At 39.2% G+C, this 20,296-nt stretch carries 19 protein-coding genes and 1 riboswitch; of the genes, 13 read left to right on the top strand and 6 right to left on the bottom strand.

From position 1 onward, the window contains the following. The gene (locus BMMGA3_RS09520; protein ID WP_004434872.1) at positions 1 to 2,748 is read right to left on the bottom strand and encodes a bifunctional YncE family protein/alkaline phosphatase family protein; all 2,748 of its coding nucleotides are present in this window, start codon (positions 2,746 to 2,748) and stop codon (positions 1 to 3) included. Between the two features lie 459 nt (positions 2,749 to 3,207). Further along, positions 3,208 to 3,356: riboswitch (FMN riboswitch) on the top strand. A 157-nt stretch (positions 3,357 to 3,513) separates the two neighbouring features. On the opposite strand from BMMGA3_RS09520, the gene ribD reads away from it, so the two are divergent. The 6 genes from ribD (at position 3,514) to dapF (ending at position 8,937) form a co-directional block, all read left to right on the top strand. Further along, positions 3,514 to 4,629, top strand: a complete 1,116-nt coding sequence (gene ribD, locus BMMGA3_RS09515; protein WP_004434870.1) for a bifunctional diaminohydroxyphosphoribosylaminopyrimidine deaminase/5-amino-6-(5-phosphoribosylamino)uracil reductase RibD — start codon at positions 3,514 to 3,516, stop codon at positions 4,627 to 4,629. Then, complete coding sequence (gene ribE, locus BMMGA3_RS09510; protein ID WP_004434867.1) at positions 4,614 to 5,264, top strand: riboflavin synthase; 651 nt, start codon at positions 4,614 to 4,616, stop codon at positions 5,262 to 5,264. Before ribD ends, ribE (BMMGA3_RS09510) begins: the two co-directional genes overlap by 16 nt. 18 nt (positions 5,265 to 5,282) lie before the next feature. Continuing rightward, positions 5,283 to 6,476: a bifunctional 3,4-dihydroxy-2-butanone-4-phosphate synthase/GTP cyclohydrolase II gene (locus BMMGA3_RS09505; RefSeq protein ID WP_004434864.1), complete on the top strand. Its 1,194-nt coding sequence runs from the start codon at positions 5,283 to 5,285 to the stop codon at positions 6,474 to 6,476. A gap of 21 nt (positions 6,477 to 6,497) precedes the next feature. After that, positions 6,498 to 6,965 carry a 6,7-dimethyl-8-ribityllumazine synthase gene (gene ribE, locus BMMGA3_RS09500; protein WP_004434859.1) on the top strand — a complete coding sequence of 156 codons (468 nt, stop codon included), beginning with the start codon at positions 6,498 to 6,500 and terminating at the stop codon, positions 6,963 to 6,965. 119 nt (positions 6,966 to 7,084) lie between these two features. Beyond that, entirely contained in the window at positions 7,085 to 7,900 is an 816-nt protein-coding gene (locus BMMGA3_RS09495) for a HipA family kinase (RefSeq protein WP_004434857.1), read from the top strand. Between the two features lie 53 nt (positions 7,901 to 7,953). Beyond that, positions 7,954 to 8,937, top strand: coding sequence for a diaminopimelate epimerase (gene dapF / locus BMMGA3_RS09490; protein ID WP_004434854.1), 984 nt, complete (start codon positions 7,954 to 7,956; stop codon positions 8,935 to 8,937). Between the two features lie 89 nt (positions 8,938 to 9,026). On the opposite strand, the gene BMMGA3_RS09485 is transcribed toward dapF, so the two are convergent. From BMMGA3_RS09485 to BMMGA3_RS09470, 5 genes are all read right to left on the bottom strand, one after another. Then, the gene (locus BMMGA3_RS09485; protein ID WP_004434851.1) at positions 9,027 to 10,856 is read right to left on the bottom strand and encodes a DNA ligase D; all 1,830 of its coding nucleotides are present in this window, start codon (positions 10,854 to 10,856) and stop codon (positions 9,027 to 9,029) included. A 246-nt stretch (positions 10,857 to 11,102) separates the two neighbouring features. Further along, positions 11,103 to 11,438 carry a L,D-transpeptidase gene (locus BMMGA3_RS09480; protein WP_004434848.1) on the bottom strand — a complete coding sequence of 112 codons (336 nt, stop codon included), beginning with the start codon at positions 11,436 to 11,438 and terminating at the stop codon, positions 11,103 to 11,105. A gap of 263 nt (positions 11,439 to 11,701) precedes the next feature. Next, positions 11,702 to 11,833: a hypothetical protein gene (locus BMMGA3_RS18425; protein WP_004434844.1), complete on the bottom strand. Its 132-nt coding sequence runs from the start codon at positions 11,831 to 11,833 to the stop codon at positions 11,702 to 11,704. Positions 11,834 to 12,132: 299 nt separating this feature from the next. Beyond that, on the bottom strand, positions 12,133 to 12,750 hold the full coding sequence (locus BMMGA3_RS09475) for a DedA family protein (protein ID WP_034669223.1): 618 nt from the start codon (positions 12,748 to 12,750) through the stop codon (positions 12,133 to 12,135). 470 nt (positions 12,751 to 13,220) lie between these two features. Beyond that, positions 13,221 to 13,628: a gamma-glutamylcyclotransferase family protein gene (locus BMMGA3_RS09470; RefSeq protein ID WP_004434838.1), complete on the bottom strand. Its 408-nt coding sequence runs from the start codon at positions 13,626 to 13,628 to the stop codon at positions 13,221 to 13,223. 784 nt (positions 13,629 to 14,412) lie between these two features. Between BMMGA3_RS09470 and BMMGA3_RS09460 the strand changes: the two genes are divergently transcribed. The 7 genes from BMMGA3_RS09460 to BMMGA3_RS09430 all read left to right on the top strand — a co-directional run bounded on the left by BMMGA3_RS09460 (position 14,413) and on the right by BMMGA3_RS09430 (position 20,284). Continuing rightward, complete coding sequence (locus BMMGA3_RS09460; RefSeq protein ID WP_004434834.1) at positions 14,413 to 14,649, top strand: hypothetical protein; 237 nt, start codon at positions 14,413 to 14,415, stop codon at positions 14,647 to 14,649. Positions 14,650 to 14,894: 245 nt separating this feature from the next. Further along, positions 14,895 to 15,200: a hypothetical protein gene (locus tag BMMGA3_RS09455; protein WP_004434832.1), complete on the top strand. Its 306-nt coding sequence runs from the start codon at positions 14,895 to 14,897 to the stop codon at positions 15,198 to 15,200. Positions 15,201 to 15,387: 187 nt separating this feature from the next. Continuing rightward, positions 15,388 to 16,320, top strand: coding sequence for a magnesium transporter CorA family protein (locus BMMGA3_RS09450; RefSeq protein WP_004434830.1), 933 nt, complete (start codon positions 15,388 to 15,390; stop codon positions 16,318 to 16,320). Between the two features lie 547 nt (positions 16,321 to 16,867). Beyond that, on the top strand, positions 16,868 to 17,698 hold the full coding sequence (locus BMMGA3_RS09445) for a non-homologous end joining protein Ku (protein ID WP_004434828.1): 831 nt from the start codon (positions 16,868 to 16,870) through the stop codon (positions 17,696 to 17,698). Positions 17,699 to 17,852: 154 nt separating this feature from the next. Then, entirely contained in the window at positions 17,853 to 19,526 is a 1,674-nt protein-coding gene (locus BMMGA3_RS09440) for a glycerol-3-phosphate dehydrogenase/oxidase (RefSeq protein WP_004434826.1), read from the top strand. Positions 19,527 to 19,691: 165 nt separating this feature from the next. Continuing rightward, positions 19,692 to 19,892, top strand: coding sequence for a cold-shock protein (locus BMMGA3_RS09435; protein WP_004434823.1), 201 nt, complete (start codon positions 19,692 to 19,694; stop codon positions 19,890 to 19,892). Between the two features lie 188 nt (positions 19,893 to 20,080). Then, positions 20,081 to 20,284, top strand: a complete 204-nt coding sequence (locus BMMGA3_RS09430; RefSeq protein WP_004434821.1) for a cold-shock protein — start codon at positions 20,081 to 20,083, stop codon at positions 20,282 to 20,284. Positions 20,285 to 20,296 lie beyond the last annotated feature (12 nt).

The raw sequence follows: 20,296 nt of genomic DNA, 5'->3' as shown, positions 1-20,296 counted from the left end.
TTAATTTTTCGCCGGTGATGGTGCGCGGCTTTCAGGCTGCTGTTCTACCTCAGCCGGTGTCAGAACCTTTTTCTCACCTGGATATGGTTTATCAAAACCTTTGGTTGCATACCAGACAGAATGGTTCAGCATGTTAGCATTAATGGTGTCAGGTGAAGCATGCTTGCCTGAAAATTCGTCCTTGTGTTTGTTCGACCATTCTGTCCACTGTTTTGCAAGCTCTTTTGCCCCCGGTGTGATATTCGTTGTGTTGGCAAGGACTGCCGTATTGGAACCTGGCTGGCCGTTTAACGTGTCAAGCGGAATTTGGTTTGGCACAAAGTCGTACGGTGTAAAGTCAGGCTTATTCGTGAACAGCTCACTCATCGGCTCGGCGGCAGCATCGTTTTGGTTCATTGCAGGAAGTCCGAGAATTTGTTCAATACTGCGCACCATGTTGATTACTGTCCAATAGTGGCTGTTCGTTATGCCTCTTTTCACCCAAGGGCTGATGACAAACGCCGGCTGACGATGGCCGTCTACGTGGTCCAGACCATTTTGCGAATCGTCTTCTGTGATAAAAATAACGGAATCTTTCCAGTACGGGCTATGGGAAATCAAATCAACAATTTTACCTACAGCAAGGTCATTGTCAGCAACCATTGCCTGCGGCGTCGGATTGTTTGTCGAGTTTCCGGCCGTATGGTCATTTGTCAACCACATCGTGGTCAGCGCCGGCAGGTCATGATTTTTCACGTGCTCTTCAAATCTCTGCTTGAAAATTTCAAAACGGTATTGATCCGGAATATTCATGTCGAATGTTGGGTAAGGCTTGTACGTAATTGGCCCAAGGGACGGAATATCAATTGTTGCTTGGTAGTCGCCAACCGGTACATGCAGATTTCCTTTTTGCAGGCCGGCAAGAATTTGGTAATCTTTATACCAGTCTGTCCAGGTTCCAAATGGTTCCGGACCTGTAAAGCCGGTTGTATCTTCCCCAAAGTTTTCTACGGATACGCCATATTTTGCCGCTTGATCCCAAAGATGTCCTGTTGGCGCATAAGCCATCGCATCGCCTGCACCGCCCGGATAGCTTCTTACATTGGCTGTATCGGTTTCTTTATCTTCATAGTCCGTATTTGTTCCTTGCATTACCCACTGGTGTCCGCTTGCTGACTGGATTCCGGAAGTATACGTATTGTCAAGCAGCGGGAAGGTTCTTGCGAGCTTGTGCAAGTTTGGTGTAACCTGCTGCGGGAACTGCGTTAAGGCAGGCAGACCGTTTCCTTTACCAAGGTCGCCCAATACTTGGTCATAAGTACGGTTTTCTTTAATAATATAGAATACGTGTTTAATAGTGGACGGCTCACCTACGCGTTCCGGCATCGCGACAGGTTTCTTATGCGGGCGCGGTTTTGCGTTTAGATTCTTTAAACCGTACCAGTTATTGTTTTCATATACCTGCTTTGTTCCTTTTGCAAGAGCACCTGCATCAGGGAATGGAATCAAGGAAAGCGATCCTACCTGCGCATAGGAGGAGTGGCCATTAACGGTAATTCCTTGAATTGTTAAGTTGCGTGCTGGTCCGCGGGAACCGATTCCATCCGCATTGGCAACAACGAGATTTTTATTAACGGAATCGACGGCGATATCTACCGGGAACCATGCTGTTGGTAATAAGCCCTGTAATTCAGGCGTTTTATCCGGTCCTTTCCAGTCATAGACGGCAATCGCATTGACACGGCCAAGGCTGACCATTAACTTGCCATCGACCATTTTAACCGCATTTGGCGCGGAACCTTTAGGTGCATTCGGATACGGTTTAATGTCAATCGTTTGGACGACGTTATTTGTTTTCGTGTCAATAACTGAAACCGTGTCACTATTCGTATTGGCAACGAATAGATATTGGCCTGATAATGTCATCCGTTCAGGCTGCACGCCGACCGGAATGTTTTTGACAACTGTGTTTGTCAAAAGGTCAACGACGGAAACACTTCCTGTTGTCGTCGCACCCGTTTTATCGGTTACCACTGGAGTTCCGGAAGAATCAACTGTCGTGTCTCCCGGCTGTGCTTTGCGGCCGCCTTGGTTGGTTACGTAGGCGAAGTTGCCGTTTACTAAAACACTGGTTGGAGCATTTTCAACTGTAATTTTGTTCGTGAGTGTACCTGTTTGCGGATCAATGACGCCAAGGCTGTTGTCACGGTTTAAAGCAACAAGCAGCTTGCCGTCCGGGGCAATCGCGATGTCAAGCGGATTGATATTTCCGCCGACAGATGCTGTTGGAAGATTAATTGTTTTTTGCACTGCCGGAGTGCCATCCGGAGCGACTGATAAGACGACTACTTTACCGGTTGAGCCCGATGAACCAGTTGCATAAAGCTGGCTGCCGTCTTTTGAATAGGCCAAGCCCCACATATGGGAAAGACCTAAACTGATATCCTGGGCTTTCATCGTTCCGCTGGCAAGGTCGATCACGTTAATTCCTTTACCGCCGTAATCACTGCGGCCGACAATCGTTACTGCAGTTTTTCCGTTTGGATTAATCGCAACGGAGATTGGGTTGCCGCCAAATTCAATTTGCTTTCCAGCCGGTGTGATCAGCTGGTTCACCGGAGTTTGAACGGAACCATTTGCTTGTTCACCGACAAGATTGGTGCCAAATCCGCTCACCTTCGCGGCATACGCACCGGCAGAACCAAGAAGCAGCGTACTCAAAGTAACTCCGGCTAGAAGACGTTTCTTCTTTCGCCATTTCTTTAACATCATTTTCACTCCTATCTGCTGAATTTGATACAAGATTACTCCCCGTTTGTTAAACCGATATAAAGTGAACGTAAAGTTAAAATAAAGAAAATTGCGTCTTTTTACGCAAAACGAATGGACTATGGGATGGGCTAAGGCGGGATCATTTATAATGCTGGATTTACAGATGATTTGCCGATTTTAGATTACAGTAAGGTTGTGAGGCATGATAGTGTCAAAACAAATGAACAAATGATAAGCAAAGGATTTAACACCTTGCTTTTTTGTTATTAAAATGATATTATTCTAGTCAATCAAAAGGGAAAATGTGTGGTATGATTTTGGTAGGGAAATATCGAAAATGGTAGGGTTTTAAAGGTAATTAAAGACTATTACCAAAAAGTTAAACCTGCCAAAAATATAGATCACAGTTCACTTTTGATAACTTAAGGTTACTAAATGGGATTAATAATTTAATATTTTTTCCTTCGGGGTCAGGTGAAATTCCTAACCGGCGGTGATAGAGGATGCCCTCTTAAGCCCGTGACCCGTTTTCGATTCAATCGAAAACGGTGGATTTGGTGAAATTCCAAAGCCGACAGTTAAAGTCTGGATGGGAGAAGGAAGGTTTGCGTTAAAAAATCTCCTTTTTAACGCTTATTTCGTCGTGCGTAATTTGGCCCCGTACATGTTCGTGTACGGGGATTTTGCTTTTACGGGAAATTCGTGGTGAAAAATGTTCCCGATTCTGGCTGCATAAAAAATGAGGAGGAATGTTTTGTAGGCATGCACGATCATGAGTATATGAAATTGGCGCTTTCCATGGCGCGTGCTGCGGTCGGCCAAACAAGCCCGAACCCGAGTGTCGGGGCGGTTGTTGTGAAAAATGGCGAAATTCTCGGAATGGGTGCCCATCTTAAAGCAGGGACCCCACATGCAGAAGTTCATGCCATTCGCACTGCAGGAGAAAAAGCACGGGGAGCGGATCTTTATGTAACCCTTGAGCCGTGCAGCCATTATGGAAAAACCCCGCCATGTACCGAACTGATTATCTCTTCAGGAATCAAAAGAGTTGTCGTCGCCACGTTAGATCCTAACCCGCTTGTTGCCGGAACAGGAGTTAAGCAGTTAAGGCAGGCCGGAATCGAGGTTGAAGTGGGAGTCGGCAAAAATGAAGCAGATCAAATAAATGAACCGTTTTTTCATTACATTCAAACTGGAAAGCCATATGTCACATTAAAAGCAGCTGTTACATTAGATGGAAAAACAGCAACAAAAACAGGTGACAGCAAATGGATTACTTCCGCTCAAGCCAGAAGCGATGTCCACCAATTACGCCATGAACACGATGCGATTCTCGTTGGTATTCAAACTGTCCTAAATGATAACCCTCTTTTGACCACCAGACTGCCCCGAGGTGGAAAAAATCCCATTCGAATAATTTTAGATACACATCTGCGAATTCCGCTTGATGCTAATGTGATAAAAGATAAGACAGCGAAAACGATAGTTATTACCGGAAATGAATTTGATCGGCAAAAGGCTGACAATCTCCATGAATTAGGAGTAGAAGTTGTTCCGTTGTCAACCGCCCAGATTGATATTAACGAGCTATTAACGGTGCTTGGTAAAAGGCAGATCATGTCCGTGCTTGTAGAAGGCGGTTCAAAGGTGCACGCTTCGTTTATAAAAGCAAGAGCATTTCAGCAGCTGATTTTTTATGTGGCTCCAAAAGTAATCGGAGGCATTGATGCTATTCCGGCAATTGGCGGTGAAGGACTGGACTTTGTTCGGGATGCTGAAAAGCTGGAGTTTACTTCTATTGAACGTATTGGCCCGGATATAAAAATAACCGCTAAACCGATAAAAATGGAAGGTGATCAAGAATGTTTACAGGAATAGTAGAAGAAATTGGAAAGGTGCAAAGGATCACCCAAAGCGGGGAAGCCATGCGATTAGTCCTTGAGGGCAAAAAAGTCCTGGAAGATGTAAAGCTTGGAGACAGTATTGCCGTAAGCGGCGTTTGCCTTACCGTTACCGATTATACTTCGTCCTCTTTTTCTGTTGATGTCATGCCGGAAACGTACAATTCCACAACCCTTGCCGAGTTAAAAAGGGGTTCAAGCGTAAACCTTGAAAGAGCGATGGCAGCGAATGGACGATTTGGCGGACATTTTGTTACGGGCCATGTGGATGGAACCGGAACGATTCTCCGTAAAGAGAAAAAGGACAATGCCGTTTATGTTGATATTGAAGTGCCGCCTTCAGGAACGGTATACACCATGTTCAAAGGTTCAATAGCGATTGATGGAACATCGTTAACGATTTTTGGAATAAAAGATAACGTAATAACAGTTTCTTTAATTCCGCACACATACAGTGAAACCGTGCTTGGTTTGAAAGAGCCGGGGGATAAGGTGAATATTGAATTCGATATGCTGGCAAAATACATCCATACATTGATGGAAAGGAAAAACGGGCAGGATAAGAATAGCAAGGTTACACTCGAACTTCTAAAAGAAAATGGGTTTATGTAAATGAAAGGTGGAAACAGAATGTTCCATAAAATCGAAGAAGCACTGGAGGATTTGAGACAAGGAAAAGTCGTGATTGTTTGCGATGATGAGGACAGGGAAAATGAAGGCGATTTTATCGCTCTAGCCGAATATGCAACACCTGAGGTTATTAATTTTATGGCAAAAGAGGGCAGGGGGCTTATTTGTGTTCCGGTCACAGAAGAATTGGCCTCAAAATTAGAATTGAATCCAATGAGCGATGTTAATACGGATACGCATGGAACGGCATTTACGGTCAGTATTGACCATATTGATACAACAACAGGAATCAGTGCTTTTGAACGTTCATTAACCGTTCAAAAGATGCTTAAAGATGATGCGTCGCCATTTGATTTTAAACGGCCGGGCCATATTTTTCCTCTTGTCGCCAAAGAAGGCGGTGTGTTAAGAAGAGCCGGCCATACTGAAGCTGCTGTCGATTTAGCAAGACTGTGCGGCTCTAAGCCTGCCGGGGTTATTTGCGAAATTATGAATGAAGATGGTACGATGGCACGTGTGCCTCAGTTAGAGAAGATTGCAGAGAAATTCGACTTGAAAATAATTACGATCCAGGATTTAATCCAGTATCGACTTGACCATGATTCACTTGTAAAAAGAGAAGTACAAATCCAATTGCCGACCGAATACGGCAGTTTTTCAGTAATAGGATATACAAACGTATTGGACGGAAAAGAGCATATCGCTGTAGTCAAAGGTGAAGTGAACGAAAATGAACCGATTCTTGTCAGAGTTCATTCGGAATGCTTAACAGGAGACGTTTTTGGTTCATATCGGTGTGATTGCGGTCCGCAGCTTGAGGCAGCTCTTCAGCAAATTGAGGAAGAAGGAAAAGGAGTTCTTCTCTATATGAGGCAGGAGGGCAGAGGAATAGGCCTTATCAATAAACTGAAAGCTTATAAACTTCAGGAAGAAGGCTATGACACTGTAGAAGCAAACCATAAACTGGGCTTTCAGGCCGATCTCCGCGACTATGGAATTGGAGCTCAAATACTCCGTGATCTTGGCGTAAGGAAGATGAGGCTTTTAACGAACAATCCGAGGAAAATCGCCGGCTTAAAAGGGTATGGGCTCGAAGTGGTTGAAAGGGTGCCAATCCAAATGCCGGTGAAGGCAGAAAATGAGCGATATTTGAAAACAAAGCAGCAAAAGCTTGGACATTTACTTAAAATATAGTGATGAGGAGAGAAGGAGATAATGAAAAAAGTATTGGAAGGCAATTTAATTGGAGCAGGTCTAAAAATAGCGATTGTTGTAGGAAGGTTTAATGAATTCATTACTAGCAAGCTGCTAAGTGGTGCTGAAGATGCATTGCACCGCCATGGTGTGAATGAAGATGATATAACAGTTGCTTGGGTGCCTGGGGCGTTTGAAATCCCGCTTGTGGCAAAAAAACTTGCTGAAAGCGGTAAGTTTGATGCCGTTATTACACTGGGGACAGTCATCCGCGGTGCAACACCTCACTTTGAGTATGTAAGCGGAGAAGTAGCAAAAGGGGTAGCAGCGGCGAGTATACAAAGCGGCGTTCCAATTATCTTTGGTGTTTTAACGACAGAAACGATTGAACAAGCGATTGAGCGTGCAGGTACAAAAGCAGGAAATAAAGGCTGGGAAGCTGCCGTCGGTGCCATTGAAATGGCGAATTTAGTCAGACAAATTGGATAATGTTGATGCATTGTAAATGATTTTTAAAATGAAATAAAATTTTGATGGCGCCTTTTCAGGTGCCTCTTTTTCATATGTCGATTTTCAGTTAATAATCCATTAACAGTGAGGACCATTGGATGAAAATAGTTGATGTCATAAAAAGCGGTTCTTCGCTTCCGGTAGTCGTTAAGGATGCAAATGGGCAGAAATGGTTTATCAAATTAATAGGAGCAGGAGATGGAACGTATTCTTCCATTATTGAGTGGGTGGCAAACAAACTTGGTCTTCTGCTCGGACTTCCTGTGTTAAAACCTGAAACGGTCAAAATAAATGGAAGTGAAAATATCCAGTTATTAGACGATGAAGGCAAAGATTTATGGAGAAAAAGCACCGGGGAAAATATCGCTTTTCCATTTATTTTGCAAACGAATAAAAAAATTCCTTTTTCCGAACAGGAACGGGAAGAAATCTTTTTGTTTGATTGTTTATTACTAAATATAGACCGGTATGAAAAAAACCAGAATTTACTTTATGGTGAATTGAAAACGTATGCGGCAGATTTCGGTTCATCGCTAATGCTGAGAGGGCTGCTTGAAGGAAAAAATTATGACAGAAATGAGACCATTTTGCTGTTAAAGCGTCATCCTTTTTACAAAAAGGGGATCCAGCCCGATCAATTTTTTCAAAAACTTCATTCAATGAAAAGGGATGATGTAAATGCAATAATTGAAAGCATTCCTTCGATCTGGTTGGAAAAAACAGGAACTGACAAAACGGGTGTGGCTGACCGGCTGTGGGCATTGCTTCAAGACCATGCCAAGTTAAGGCGGAGCCTATCTATTCTTGATTCAACGGACAATTCTTCAGAAAGCGATAATAGAAATAAGGCAAGATTAAATCGAATGAAATTTGAGACCAAATTAAGAACGATTCAAAAAAAGGATATTGAATGAAATCGGTGATTATGGCAATCTAAGGATAAGGTTTTTTATGGAGGTTTTTTAAATTGAAAATTGAAATTTTAAAGGTTCATGGTTCAGGAAACGATTTTTTATTAATAGATGAAATTTCAAACGACTATTCTTTTTCAGAAGAAGAACGTTCAAAACTGGCAGTTGCGCTTTGCGATCGAAATACAGATCTTGGTTCGGATGGGATCTTATATGTCCAAAAAGGAGACAATGCTGACGCGAGAATGCGCATTTTTAATGCAGACGGATCTGAAGCGTCGATGTGCGGAAATGGATTGCGCTGTGTAGCCCGTTATGTTTGTGAACTGTATGGCAAAGAAGAAGCATTAATCAATACGATGAAAACCGACCTTCCGGTAAAAAAGCAAAAAAATCTTTTTCCGAATGTTCCAACTTACCAGGTGGAGATTTCGCCTGTTTCGTTTCAATTAAGCGATTTGCCGCTTGTTTTAGATCAAACGACATTGCTGAATGAAAAAATTCCTGCACTTTCAAAAGAATTGGTGTTTACCGCACTTGCCGTTCCGAATCCTCACCTTGTTTCGATTGTGGAAAAGGATCAAATTCATTCACAACTGCAAAAACAAATTAGTGAATATGTGAACGGCCCAAATGAACTTTTCCCTGATGGAGTAAATGTAAGTTTTGTCATGCCGCTTGAAAAAGGACAAATTTATGTCCGTACGTTTGAACGCGGGGTAGGTTTTACAAACGCATGCGGTACGGCAATGTCTGCTTCAAGCCTTGTTACCTGCTTGAACGATATAAATTCTGTTGAGGAACCGATTGAAGTATACAACAACGGCGGGAAGGTCCGCTGTGTTGTTCATCACCAAAACGGAGCTTATACTATTGATTTGATTGGCAATGCGACATATGTTTACAAGGCTGAAGTCAACCTTGATGTTAATGAGCCGGAATCTTTCCGTATTGGCAAGAAAGAAGAATTTTCAGATGAACAATTACAATATGCCAAATTAGTTGACCATGTTCAGGAACATTTGAGCAAATTTTTATAAGAGGCTGGCTGAAATGACACCCTCCAAAAATGTCCATAGATAGAATGGATTTAATTTGTATTGGAGGGGTCTGCCCTTTTGATTTAGTGTTACTTCTTTTGTTTTAGAAAATCGAGAACAGGCTGAAATTTTTGCATTTCTTTTGCCCGGAAAAAAGATTGAAAAGGGTCGCCTTTGTCTTTCAATCGATTTAAAATCGTGGTGACTTGAAAGGTCTCCATTGATAGCTCTTCGTTCACTTCTTCCCAAAAAAGCGGTGCGGCAACAGTGGCTTTTGAATTTCCACGAGGTGAATATGGCGCAATGATCGTTTTGCCTTCCGCGTGCTGTATATAGTCCACATACAGCCGATTTCCGCGCTTTTTTTTCATTCTTTCTGTTGTAAACGAATCAGGATCCTTCGAAACAAGATAATCGGCAACAAAAGACGTAAATAGTCTTGTGTCATCATAGGAATAACGGTTATCCGGCAAAGGGATGTATACTTGAAGACCTTTGTTTCCGGATGTCTTTATAAAGCTAATCAGCTCCAAGTGGTCCAGCACTTCCTTAATTAAATTGGCAGCCTTTATTGCTAGTGGAAATGCATCTTTTGATGGCGGATCCAAATCAAAAACAATTTCACTTGGTCCTTTACTTGAAATCGTTTGGAAAGGGATATGGAATTCAAAGGCCAGTTGGTTTCCGAGCCATAACAATGTTTTAAGCTCATTGCAAACAATATAATTGATGCCTTCTTCTTCGTGTGTGCCGACAAAATCCGGAGCATATTCCGGACAGTTTTTTTGATAAAAAGGTTCTCCAAATATTCCGTGCGGATAGCGGATTACCGTCAAAAGCCTGTCCTTTAAAAAAGGAAGGATAAAAGGGGAAATTTCCCGCAAGAAGTGAAGATAATCAATCTTTTGAACGGGGGGAGTTTCCCATAGCGGTTTTTCAGGATGTGTGATTTCTACTTCCACAGGGAGATTTTTCTGCTGCAAAAGAAAATTTTCATACGTACAGTCTTTCGGTAAAAGATCGAAGCGGAAGCGGTCAAAATGCGGTTCTCTCATTTGTCCCTCATAAATTTCCAGGTATTTCACCTCAACACAAATGGCAGGATCGACGTAAATATACTGTATGTCTTCACCTGTTTTATTTTCTTTTATGATTTGAAATAGGGCTTGCTTTTCATCAGGCTTTAAACCAAAAATAAACTGTCCGATTGGGTAAATTTTCTTGTCCTTATAAACAGCAGCGTAAAAATAGCTGTTTGATTTTTCATATGCTGTTATAAAACAAGAAACATATTTCCAATTTTTATATTTTAGCCACATTGTTGTTCTTTTTCCCTCTTCCCAGCGGCTTTTCACCTGTTTTGCAACAACCCCTTCCCCATCATAAAGGACAACGTTTTCCCAAATTGTGTGAAAGTTGTTATTTGCCGGTATTAACTGTATAAGACTTTCATCCTTATCGTCAGGAGCAAGGGGAAGCCCCGTTTGTTTGAAAAAATCAATGAGCATTTTTTTTCTTATTTGATAACTACTGTTAACTACAGGTTTCCCTTTTAATTTCAAGACATCGAAAATGAGCAGTCGGCAGGGAGATTTGCATGCTTTTTCAATAATGCGCTGCTGAGACCTCATCCGGCCGCGGCTTTGTATCAATGCGAAATTTGCTTTGAATGGATTTTCAAGAAAAACAAGCTCTCCGTCAAAAGTAAAAGGCAAATATGGCTTTAGATGATCCAATTGATTTTTTAAATATTGTTCAATTTCCGGAAAAAGTGGAAGAAGATCTTTTCCGTTGCGGCTTGTTAGTGTAATCGTATCTGCCATTTCCAACATCGCCCTGAATCCGTCATATTTCACTTCAAACAGCCAATCATCTCCTGCCGGCACTTCGAAGGTGAGAGTAGGCAGCATCGGTTTCATGATTTAATCACCAACCCATAAGAGTTTATATATCTGGGTTAAACAGCCTTCAAATAATAAACGATTTATCCAGACTAGATTATTTTTTTGAATATAAGGATACCCATTTTCGCGACAAAAAACAAAATCACTGTCATGATCATGCCTTGAGGGAAAGGTCTGAAAGTGTGGTTATACGAGGAAAAACGGAAATATGAGCTAGACGCACGGTTGAGTTGGCTGAAAGATTCGGCGGGATTAACAGAGTCATTTATGAATAAAAACCCTAGTTCCAATTGGAACTCTAGATGATAGTTCTAGAACATCATGATTAAACATTCTAATACATCCATGTGAGACATTCTTACCAATTGAAGCTGGGTTATTTGTTCCGTGTATACCGTAATGAGGTTTTGACAATCCCATCCAAAGCACTCCAAATGGTCCGCCGGGATTACGTTGTTTATTGATAATCATGTATGTCCCTGAAGGTGTTGGTGACAAAATTTTTCCAACTGCAATTGGGTAAACTTTTATGAGCCTGTTTCCATCAAAAAGTTTTAATTGATGTTGTGATGTAGATACGTCAATCCATCTAGCCATGAAAAACAACACCTTTTTTTGATTATTGTATGAAGGAACTCAGGCATATGTTAATTAACAGTAATTGATTGAACAGTGTAAGAAAAAACAAAGCAAAACTGTTTTTTTTTTTTTTTGAATATTTCAAAGGTGAGCAAGGCAAAAAATTTGTACTCATTTGGACTTGGGAGAGTTGCCTTGCTCGGAAATAGCTTTCCAAAAAAATATGTTGATCATACAGTAAATTTTGAGTGTTGTCCTTTTTTTATGGTTATTTTATCTTTTTAATTAGAGGATTGAGTCATTTTGCGTTCCTTTTTACTATTTGGTTTTCTTGCTAGTGCTACTAAAGAAATAATAAAGCTAATCCCTAAGATTGCTGTTAATGTCCATGCGAAAAGTTCAATTGGTGTCATTATTTAATGACCTCCTTTTTTGGGATATATATAAAGATATGCCGCGACATGCTTGTCTATATCCCAAGAGGCTAGTTATAAGGAAACAAAATAAGCAGAGAGTTTCGCAAATTACACAATATGCAAAAAAAGAAGCACCCAATTCAATTAGAAATGAGTGCTTAATAGGGCTCCGAAACCGAGAATTTTACTTAATGTTTGTATTATCTAGAGGTGTAAGATCAGACAGTATAACTAACTTTGAATTTTGTTGGATAATGCAATAATCCTACTATAAAGTCATGGTTCAAAAGGGTATATTATGTTCTTTGTAAATGGCTCTTTTTTTGTTTCCCTATTTTTTGCCAATAAGCAATTGAAACAATTACAACGATAAAAATCACTAAAGTAAAAATATACATACTATATTTTAATATGTACTCGTGAACAATTTTCCATTGTGGTCCAAGAAATTTTCCTAACGTAATAAAAGTAATACACCATAATGCCGCACCTGTAAAAGCAAATAAAGAGAATTTTTTGGTTGAATAACCATTAATGCCAGCAAGATAGGCAGTAATATGACGTACGCCAGGAATGAAGTATCCAATAATTAGTAAATAAGGTCCTAACTTAGAATATAATTTTTTTGTTTTAACTATTCTAGTTTCCGTTATATGGAATTTTGGACCGAACTTGCGTAAAAAGGGCATGCCTAATTTCATTCCTAAAAAGTAGCTAAGGGAGATTCCTACACACGTTCCTATTAATGCAAACAAAATTGAGGGTAGATAAGACATTCTACCTTCGTAAACATTAAAACCGACAAATGTTAGAAGAACTTCATCCGGTAAAGGCAATCCAATAATCCCGCCAATTAATGCAATAAAGATGCCGAAGTATCCAAAATGCTCGATAAGATAATTCCAATGCTGCATGATGATTCCTCTTCTTTCAATAATTACATGATGTTTTATAAGCCGTGTAATTAACAAACTTCCTCAAGTTGTCTAAAAGAGTTATTTTTTTCCCTACCTTCTCAAATTTTCTCTTCCAATACTCTTCTTAAACATGATTATGAAGAACATAAATCCAACAAGCAAGCAATACGTAAAATGAAATGAAGACCCAAAATAAAACACCAGCCCCTGCTGAGATTGGTTTCCAATGATTATCTTGCTTTTTATGAACTAAGCCAGAAATAATCGAAAAACCAGAATAGAAGTATTAATGATGGCCTGATCCTGAATAACATTCAATTTATTAAATCCCTCTATGTTTCTAATTATTATCTTTCCTTTTTAAAAATATCCTCTCCATAATCTTATGCTTAGTCATCTACCTTCCCAAAACGAGAAAAGACTAAATCCTGCTTCCGAATTAATCTGAAGAGGAAAGCAAAAGAATGCTACTTCATTCTCATACGACGCTCGTTCTTATGCCGATGCCGCCATGACCCTGAGGGAATGAGAGGAAGGTGCGCCGCTTTGTTTTTTGGGTATATATATACATATCCTTCGATCGGCTGTTCCAAATCTTTAATCCAAACCCGTTCGTATTCGTTATGTTGGCCTCCTTCTTCATATTCTTCGAGCTCATCCATCGCTTGCAGTCCTTCTTCCGTTACGGTAAACCATTCGCCAATTACTTCGCCTTCTTCTTCTACAACGAGCGCGGGGTATGCCCCGACGTTATATAAGCGCCCTTTCACTTTTCCCGGCTGAATATTACGGATATAAGGAGCGGCGACAAAATGGTTTTCTTCCCCTACTAACAACGTTCCATACACAAACACTCGGAATAGCAGCGGTCTCATTTCTTTCCTCCTTTTATCAGTAATTTATAATCAATAAAACAAAGATCTGATAACCTGAAATATACCTTATTATTAAATACTGTTCAGCCTATTGTTATCAAATTACTCAAAGAACACAATCTAGAATTCGTTGGGTGAGCTGGTTAACAGCTTTAGGAGTAAAGGCTTTGTTAATAAGATTTCTCATTTTTGTATGTTTTGGTGGATCCATTGTTAGATAGAAAACTCTTTACTCTAATACCTATAAAAATTAATAAAGGAACTACAATAGCTGCAATTAAAAGTAACAATGGAGTCATCTTAGTTTCTTTTAGATTTGCTCGACAGTGCGGACATTTCATATGAAAGGGTGTTGGAAAGTCTTCGAAGTGTTCGATGGTAAGTGGCTTTTGACAACTAGGGCAGGGTATTGAAGTTTTCATAACCTATCTCCTTAATAAGAATTGAGATTTTAACCTAATTTTGATTCAGATTTTTTGGTTATGAGTACTTAATATTATAGAACTGCTTAAAAAATTATTGTGTATTAAGAAGATTTTACGAAACAAAATAGCAATGATGTAAAAGAAAGCCAGGATCACCCCCGGCAACTCCTCTTAAAATATACCATATGGGGGGGCGATAAATGAATTAGTTGAACAAAACAAACAAAAAATGAATAGATTACGGGAACCGTCATGAAATATCTCATTAGGATACTTAATTATATGGCGAGCAGGAGAAAGTAATTTGCAGGAGATTATCTCCTTTTGTCGAAATATTAGGACGAAAGGAAGGGGATAATGTGGAAAAAGTTAAATATAAATTTTATTATGTCAATGGTCAAACGGAAGAATTAGAAACTACACAATATTTTAGCGAAGATGCAATAGCTGAATTGAGGGTGAAGTTGCTAAGTAATCCTACTTGGATTAATGCTGGCGGTAAACTCATTAATTTATCAAATGTTATTAGTATTGAAGTTGTTGCGGAAAACGAAAAGCAAACTTTAAAACCTATTAAAATGAAAACACATAAGTGATCATATGCATCCTTCGAGGGTGCTTTTCTTTTGCTCCAAAACAAACACAAATAGTCGGAGGTGACAGGAGATGGATATTCTTGAAGAAATTCAAGATGTTACCCCATATTTGTTATTTATTTTCTTTATGGAATGATGAAAATAACTTCAATTTTAGGATTAATTTTAAACAAAATGACCAAACATATTACATATTATATAATAGAAATATAATTATTATAAACCTTTTCCTTGGAGGGCCGTAAATGGACATTGACCTGGAATTGCAGGAAAAAGAAATATTTCGAGAAGTTATTTGGGAAGGGAACTTTGAACAAATTGCTATCTGGACGGACGGTGAATGGTCTGTAAAAGACTCTATACATTATGAACATAGAAGTAAGGAAGAACAACCGATTTACGTAATCCAACAATCAAACATCTTTGATGGAGATTTCTCTGAAGAGAGGATTGATTTTCTTATTACACAGATTGAAAACCTTTTAAACAGTAAAAAATCCCTCATGATTACGTCTAAAAGCATTGTGCCAGACGATATTTTAACTGTATGATTAAGAATTGTTTAAATTAAAAAGTATAGGTGTTGAAAATTTTGAGTAATCGTAGTACTGAACCAGAACTTATACCCATATTCGGGAAAGTCGGAATTACTTTTTTATTTAGTGATATTAATTATCTTAAAATATCAACTCTTTAAAACGTGTTAGGGCTTTCTCATGCCAATGAGGAGGTTAAATAATGCTAGAAATTTACTTAACTGATGAATCAGGAAAACTCCAAAAAATAAATGAGATCACTAAGGGTTGTTGGATTAACATGGTAAACCCTAACGAAGAGGAAATTCATAAAATCGTTAGTGCTTTGAATGTTCCAATTAATTTTATTAGAGATGCGCTTGATGACGAGGAAAGGTCAAGGATTGAAAAAGAAGAGGATAATATATTAATAATCGTGGATTTCCCTTATATTACACAGAATGAGATCCCTATCTACGAAACCATTCCCATAGGAATGATAATAGCAAATAATTGTTTCGTCACAGTATCCTTAAAAGAAACACCCATTCTTAATGACTTTATAAACAATAAAGTCAAGGGATTTTATACATTTAAGAGAACACGATTTGCCTTACAAATTTTGTACAAAATATCAACTTTTTATCTAAGATATCTAAAGCAGATCAATAAGAGAACAAATGAGATTGAAAAAGAATTGTATCAATCAATGAAAAATAAAGAACTTTATGCCTTTTTAGCTATTGAGAAAAGTTTGGTGTATTTCACTACATCATTAAAAGCGAATAAAGCTGTTCTGGAAAAAATAATGAGATTAAATTACCTGAAGATGTATGAAGAAGACAAGGAATTATTAGATGATGTTATCATTGAAAATACACAAGCTATTGAAATGGCAGATACACACAGCACTATCTTGAGTGATATGATGGACGCTTTCGCCTCAATTATTTCTAACAACTTAAATATTGTTATGAAATTTCTTACTTCTATTACTATTGTTTTATCTCTTCCAACAATGGTATCTAGTTTCTATGGCATGAACGTTCCACTACCGTTTCAGAACTATCCACATTCCTTTTGGTTAACAATTTTATTTTCTGCAATTTTATCTAGCGTTACAGCTCTAATCTTCTGGAAAAAGAAATTTTTTTAGCAATTATCTTAAATTGATATGTGAAGGAATTCAAGACAAAAGGGATTACCCGAACAGTGCTCATGCGTGATGTGGTGGACCATCTGGTTTTGTCAAAAATAGGTATCCCTTTTTTCGTTTATTCATTATTAAGTTTTTTTACATACATAAAGTGAAATGAATATGCTCATGATATAGGTAGTGGGTACGTAACGGTTGAGTCCCAATATTGGTGCAAGGTAGATCGTTGCGTGCTCGTTTATCTTATAGCTGTTAGGTGAACAGAAGGGACTTCATAAAAGAATGAAGTCTTTTTGTCTTTATTGTGGAATGTGAAATAGGTGTACGGAACTCCAACATGTATAAATCCTGGCACAGGAGTAAATACACCATGAACGGGAGTAAACGCCAGCCGAACGGGAGTAAATTCAACTTGAATGGGAGTAAACACCTGCCGAACGAGAGTAAACGACTTTGAAAACTGCTATTTTTCCAAATGTTTAAATGCATAGTCTTTATCTGTTCATGCAAATTAAGAATAGATTAATGACTGAATGGAGAAATGGATATGCACACAATTTGGAAAGGCAGCATAAGCTTCGGGCTTGTTAATATCCCAATTAAGCTTCATGCAGCGACTGAAGACAAAGATGTAAAACTGCGCAACCTTCATAAAGATTGCAAATCACCGATTAAATATGAAAAGGTTTGTCCGGCTTGTGATGTGGAAATAAAAAATGAAGACATCGTGAAGGCTTACGAATATACAAAAGGAAAGTTTGTTGTTCTCGATGAAGCAGACCTAGAGAATTTGAAAAGGGAAAATGAAGACAAAGCGGTTGAAATCATTGATTTTGTGAAAATGGAGCAAATTGATCCGATTTTTTATGACAGAAGCTATTATATGTCGCCGGGAGATGGCGGGGGAAAAGCGTATTCTTTACTGCGCAAGGCGCTTGAAGAATCGGAAAAAGTCGGACTTGCCAAAATCATTATCCGTTCAAAGGAGCAGCTTGCCGTTATCCGGGTTTATGAAAATACGCTTGTCATGGAAACAATCCATTATCCGGATGAAGTAAGATCTGCCGCCGACGTTCCAAATGTGCCAGCAGAAAATAAAGTAACGAAGAAAGAAATTGATACAGCTATTTTATTAATTGATCAACTGACAACGAATTTTGAACCCGAAAAATATACGGATGATTACCGGACCGCATTACTTGAATTGATTGAAGCGAAACGTACCGGCAAAGAAGTGGTGACACCAGCAGAAAAAGAACCTGTTTCCAATGTCACAGATCTCATGGCTGCTTTGCAGGCTTCTATTGACAGGACAAAACCGAAAAAGACTGCAACAAGGAAAAAACGTGCTGCCACAAAAACAAAGAAAGAAGCGTAATATGGATTTCGCTTGATTTTTTTCAATCATCTTGAGTTGTAGTAAATATTTGGGCAGGAGAAACGGAGAGACTACATATCATTATCGTAGACCGGTAATGATTTTGTGGTCTCTCTTTCTTTTTTTGGCTTCAGCGCTGCAAGGAGGTAGCTGTATGAAATTTTCAAATACAAACCGTAAAAAAATAGTCGAATCTCTAAAGAATAGAGAATATGATTTGCTTGTGATCGGCGGGGGAATCACTGGAGCAGGAATTGCTCTTGATGCGGCAACGAGGGGAATGAATACAGCATTAGTGGAAATGCAGGATTTTGGCGCCGGTACATCGAGCAGGTCAACAAAACTTATCCATGGCGGCCTTCGCTACTTGAAACAATTTGAAATAAAATTGGTCGCGGAAGTTGGAAAAGAACGGGCAATCGTATATGAAAACGGACCACATGTGACTGCCCCGGAATGGATGCTTCTTCCCCTTCATAAAGGAGGAACGTTTGGCAAATTTAGTACTTCAATCGGCCTCAGACTCTATGACTTTTTAGCAGGGGTAAAGAAAAGTGAACGAAGGAAAATGCTCAACGTTAATGAAACGTTAGCGAAAGAGCCTCTTATTAAGAAAGAAGGGTTAAAGGGAAGCGGGTATTATGTCGAATATCGGACCGATGATTCGAGATTAACGATCGAAGTGTTAAAAAAGGCAGTTGAAAAAGGAGCGGCTGCTTTGAACTATTCTAATGCGGATAAGTTCCTTTACAAAAATGGCAAAGTTAGAGGGGCCGTGATCATTGATCGATTGACCGGTGAACGCTATGAAATCCACGCCGCAAAAGTAGTTAATGCAGCAGGTCCATGGGTTGACGAAATACGTGAAAAAGACGGTTCAAAAACAGGAAAAACGTTAAAACATACAAAAGGAGTCCATATCGTTATCGATCAATCCAAATTTCCTTTAAAACAGGCAGTATATTTTGATGCGCCAGATGGAAGGATGGTATTTGCAATTCCACGTGCCGGCAAGGCATACGTAGGCACGACAGACACATTTTACAATTCTGATCTTGCTTCTCCGAAAATTACGGCTGCTGACAGGGGATACCTCATTAACGCGATTCATTACATGTTTCCGGAAACAAACATCTCGGCAGAAGACATCGAAACGAGCTGGGCAGGGGTGCGGCCTTTAATCCATGAGGAAGGAAAAGATCCATCTGAAATTTCCCGTAAAGATGAAATTTGGGAATCTGAATCTGGATTAATTACGATTGCCGGAGGGAAACTGACTGGTTTCCGGAAAATGGCGGAAATTGTTGTAGACTTGGTTTCTGAAAAACGTCAAAAAGATACCGGAATTTCATACAAGGAATGCCAAACGAAAAACTTGCCAATTTCCGGAGGTGATATCGGCGGATCAAGCTTTTTTGACAAGTATGTTGTTGAACAAATAAACAACGGCACCAAAAATGGGCTCACAAATGAAGAAGCAAAATTTTTGATTTCGATGTACGGCTCTAACGCACCAATATTATTTGACATCGTTGGAAAACATAAAGAATGCGCCAATCAATATGAATTGCCCCTTCCATTATTCGCACAATTGCATTATGCATTAGAACATGAAATGGCAGCGTCTCCTGTGGACTTTTTTCATAGAAGAACAGGAATGCTCTTGTTTAATATTGCCGGTGTTCAGAAATGGAAAGATAAAGCTGTAAATTATATGGAAGACTATTTTGAATGGGATGAACAAACAAAATTGGATAGAATGGAAGAATTAGAAACAGAAATAAAATTGGCAACGGTACCTTTTGATATGCCGCCTATTGACAGTTGAAATACATGTATCAAGCTGCTTGCCGCAATCGCGATAAAAGTGAAAAAAAGATCATCCCCATCAAGGTAAATTTTTAAAAAAAAAATAGTAATTAAGACGTATAAGAAATGATTCTTTGGCAATACTATTTATCGTTATTATTGAAATCAGGAGGAATACAATCGAATGGCAACTGGCAGAGTAAAATGGTTTAATTCTGAAAAAGGATTTGGATTTATTGAAGTTGATGGCGGAGATGATGTATTTGTACACTACTCAGCTATTCTAGGTGAAGGATTCAAAACTTTGGAAGAAGGCCAGAATGTTACCTTTGAGATTGAACAAGGACAACGCGGTCCACAAGCCGTAAATGTTCAGAAATCATAAAGGAAAGAAACAAAGAGTCCCTAAAAATGGGGCTCTTTTTTTGGTCAAAAAAGTAAAATTGCTGTATACTAAATTTATACAGCTTTTTTACTTTGGACGGAAAAAAACATTTTCTAAGAAATGGCTCTAATGTTTGAAACCGGAGCATATAATGGATGTGTTTTAGTCCAACAAAAGGAGGTCGTCTTATGGCGTTCGGAAAAAGAAATGAAGAAGAGATTGTCATAGAAGAAACAAAAATTTGGGAATGCACATCCGAGCAATGCAACGGTTGGATGAGGGACAATTTTAAAAGCAGCGAAGAACCTTTATGCCCCCTTTGCAAAAGTGAAATGAGAGAGGCGACAAAGATGCTTGAGGTTGTTCATAATTACAGCAAAAATTTTGTGTAATTGCTGAAAAGA

It is taken from the genome of Bacillus methanolicus MGA3, from assembly GCF_000724485.1.
Classification (GTDB): Bacteria; Bacillota; Bacilli; order Bacillales; family Cytobacillaceae; genus Bacillus_Z; species Bacillus_Z methanolicus_A.
This window is presented reverse-complemented; position numbering and strand designations above follow the sequence as displayed.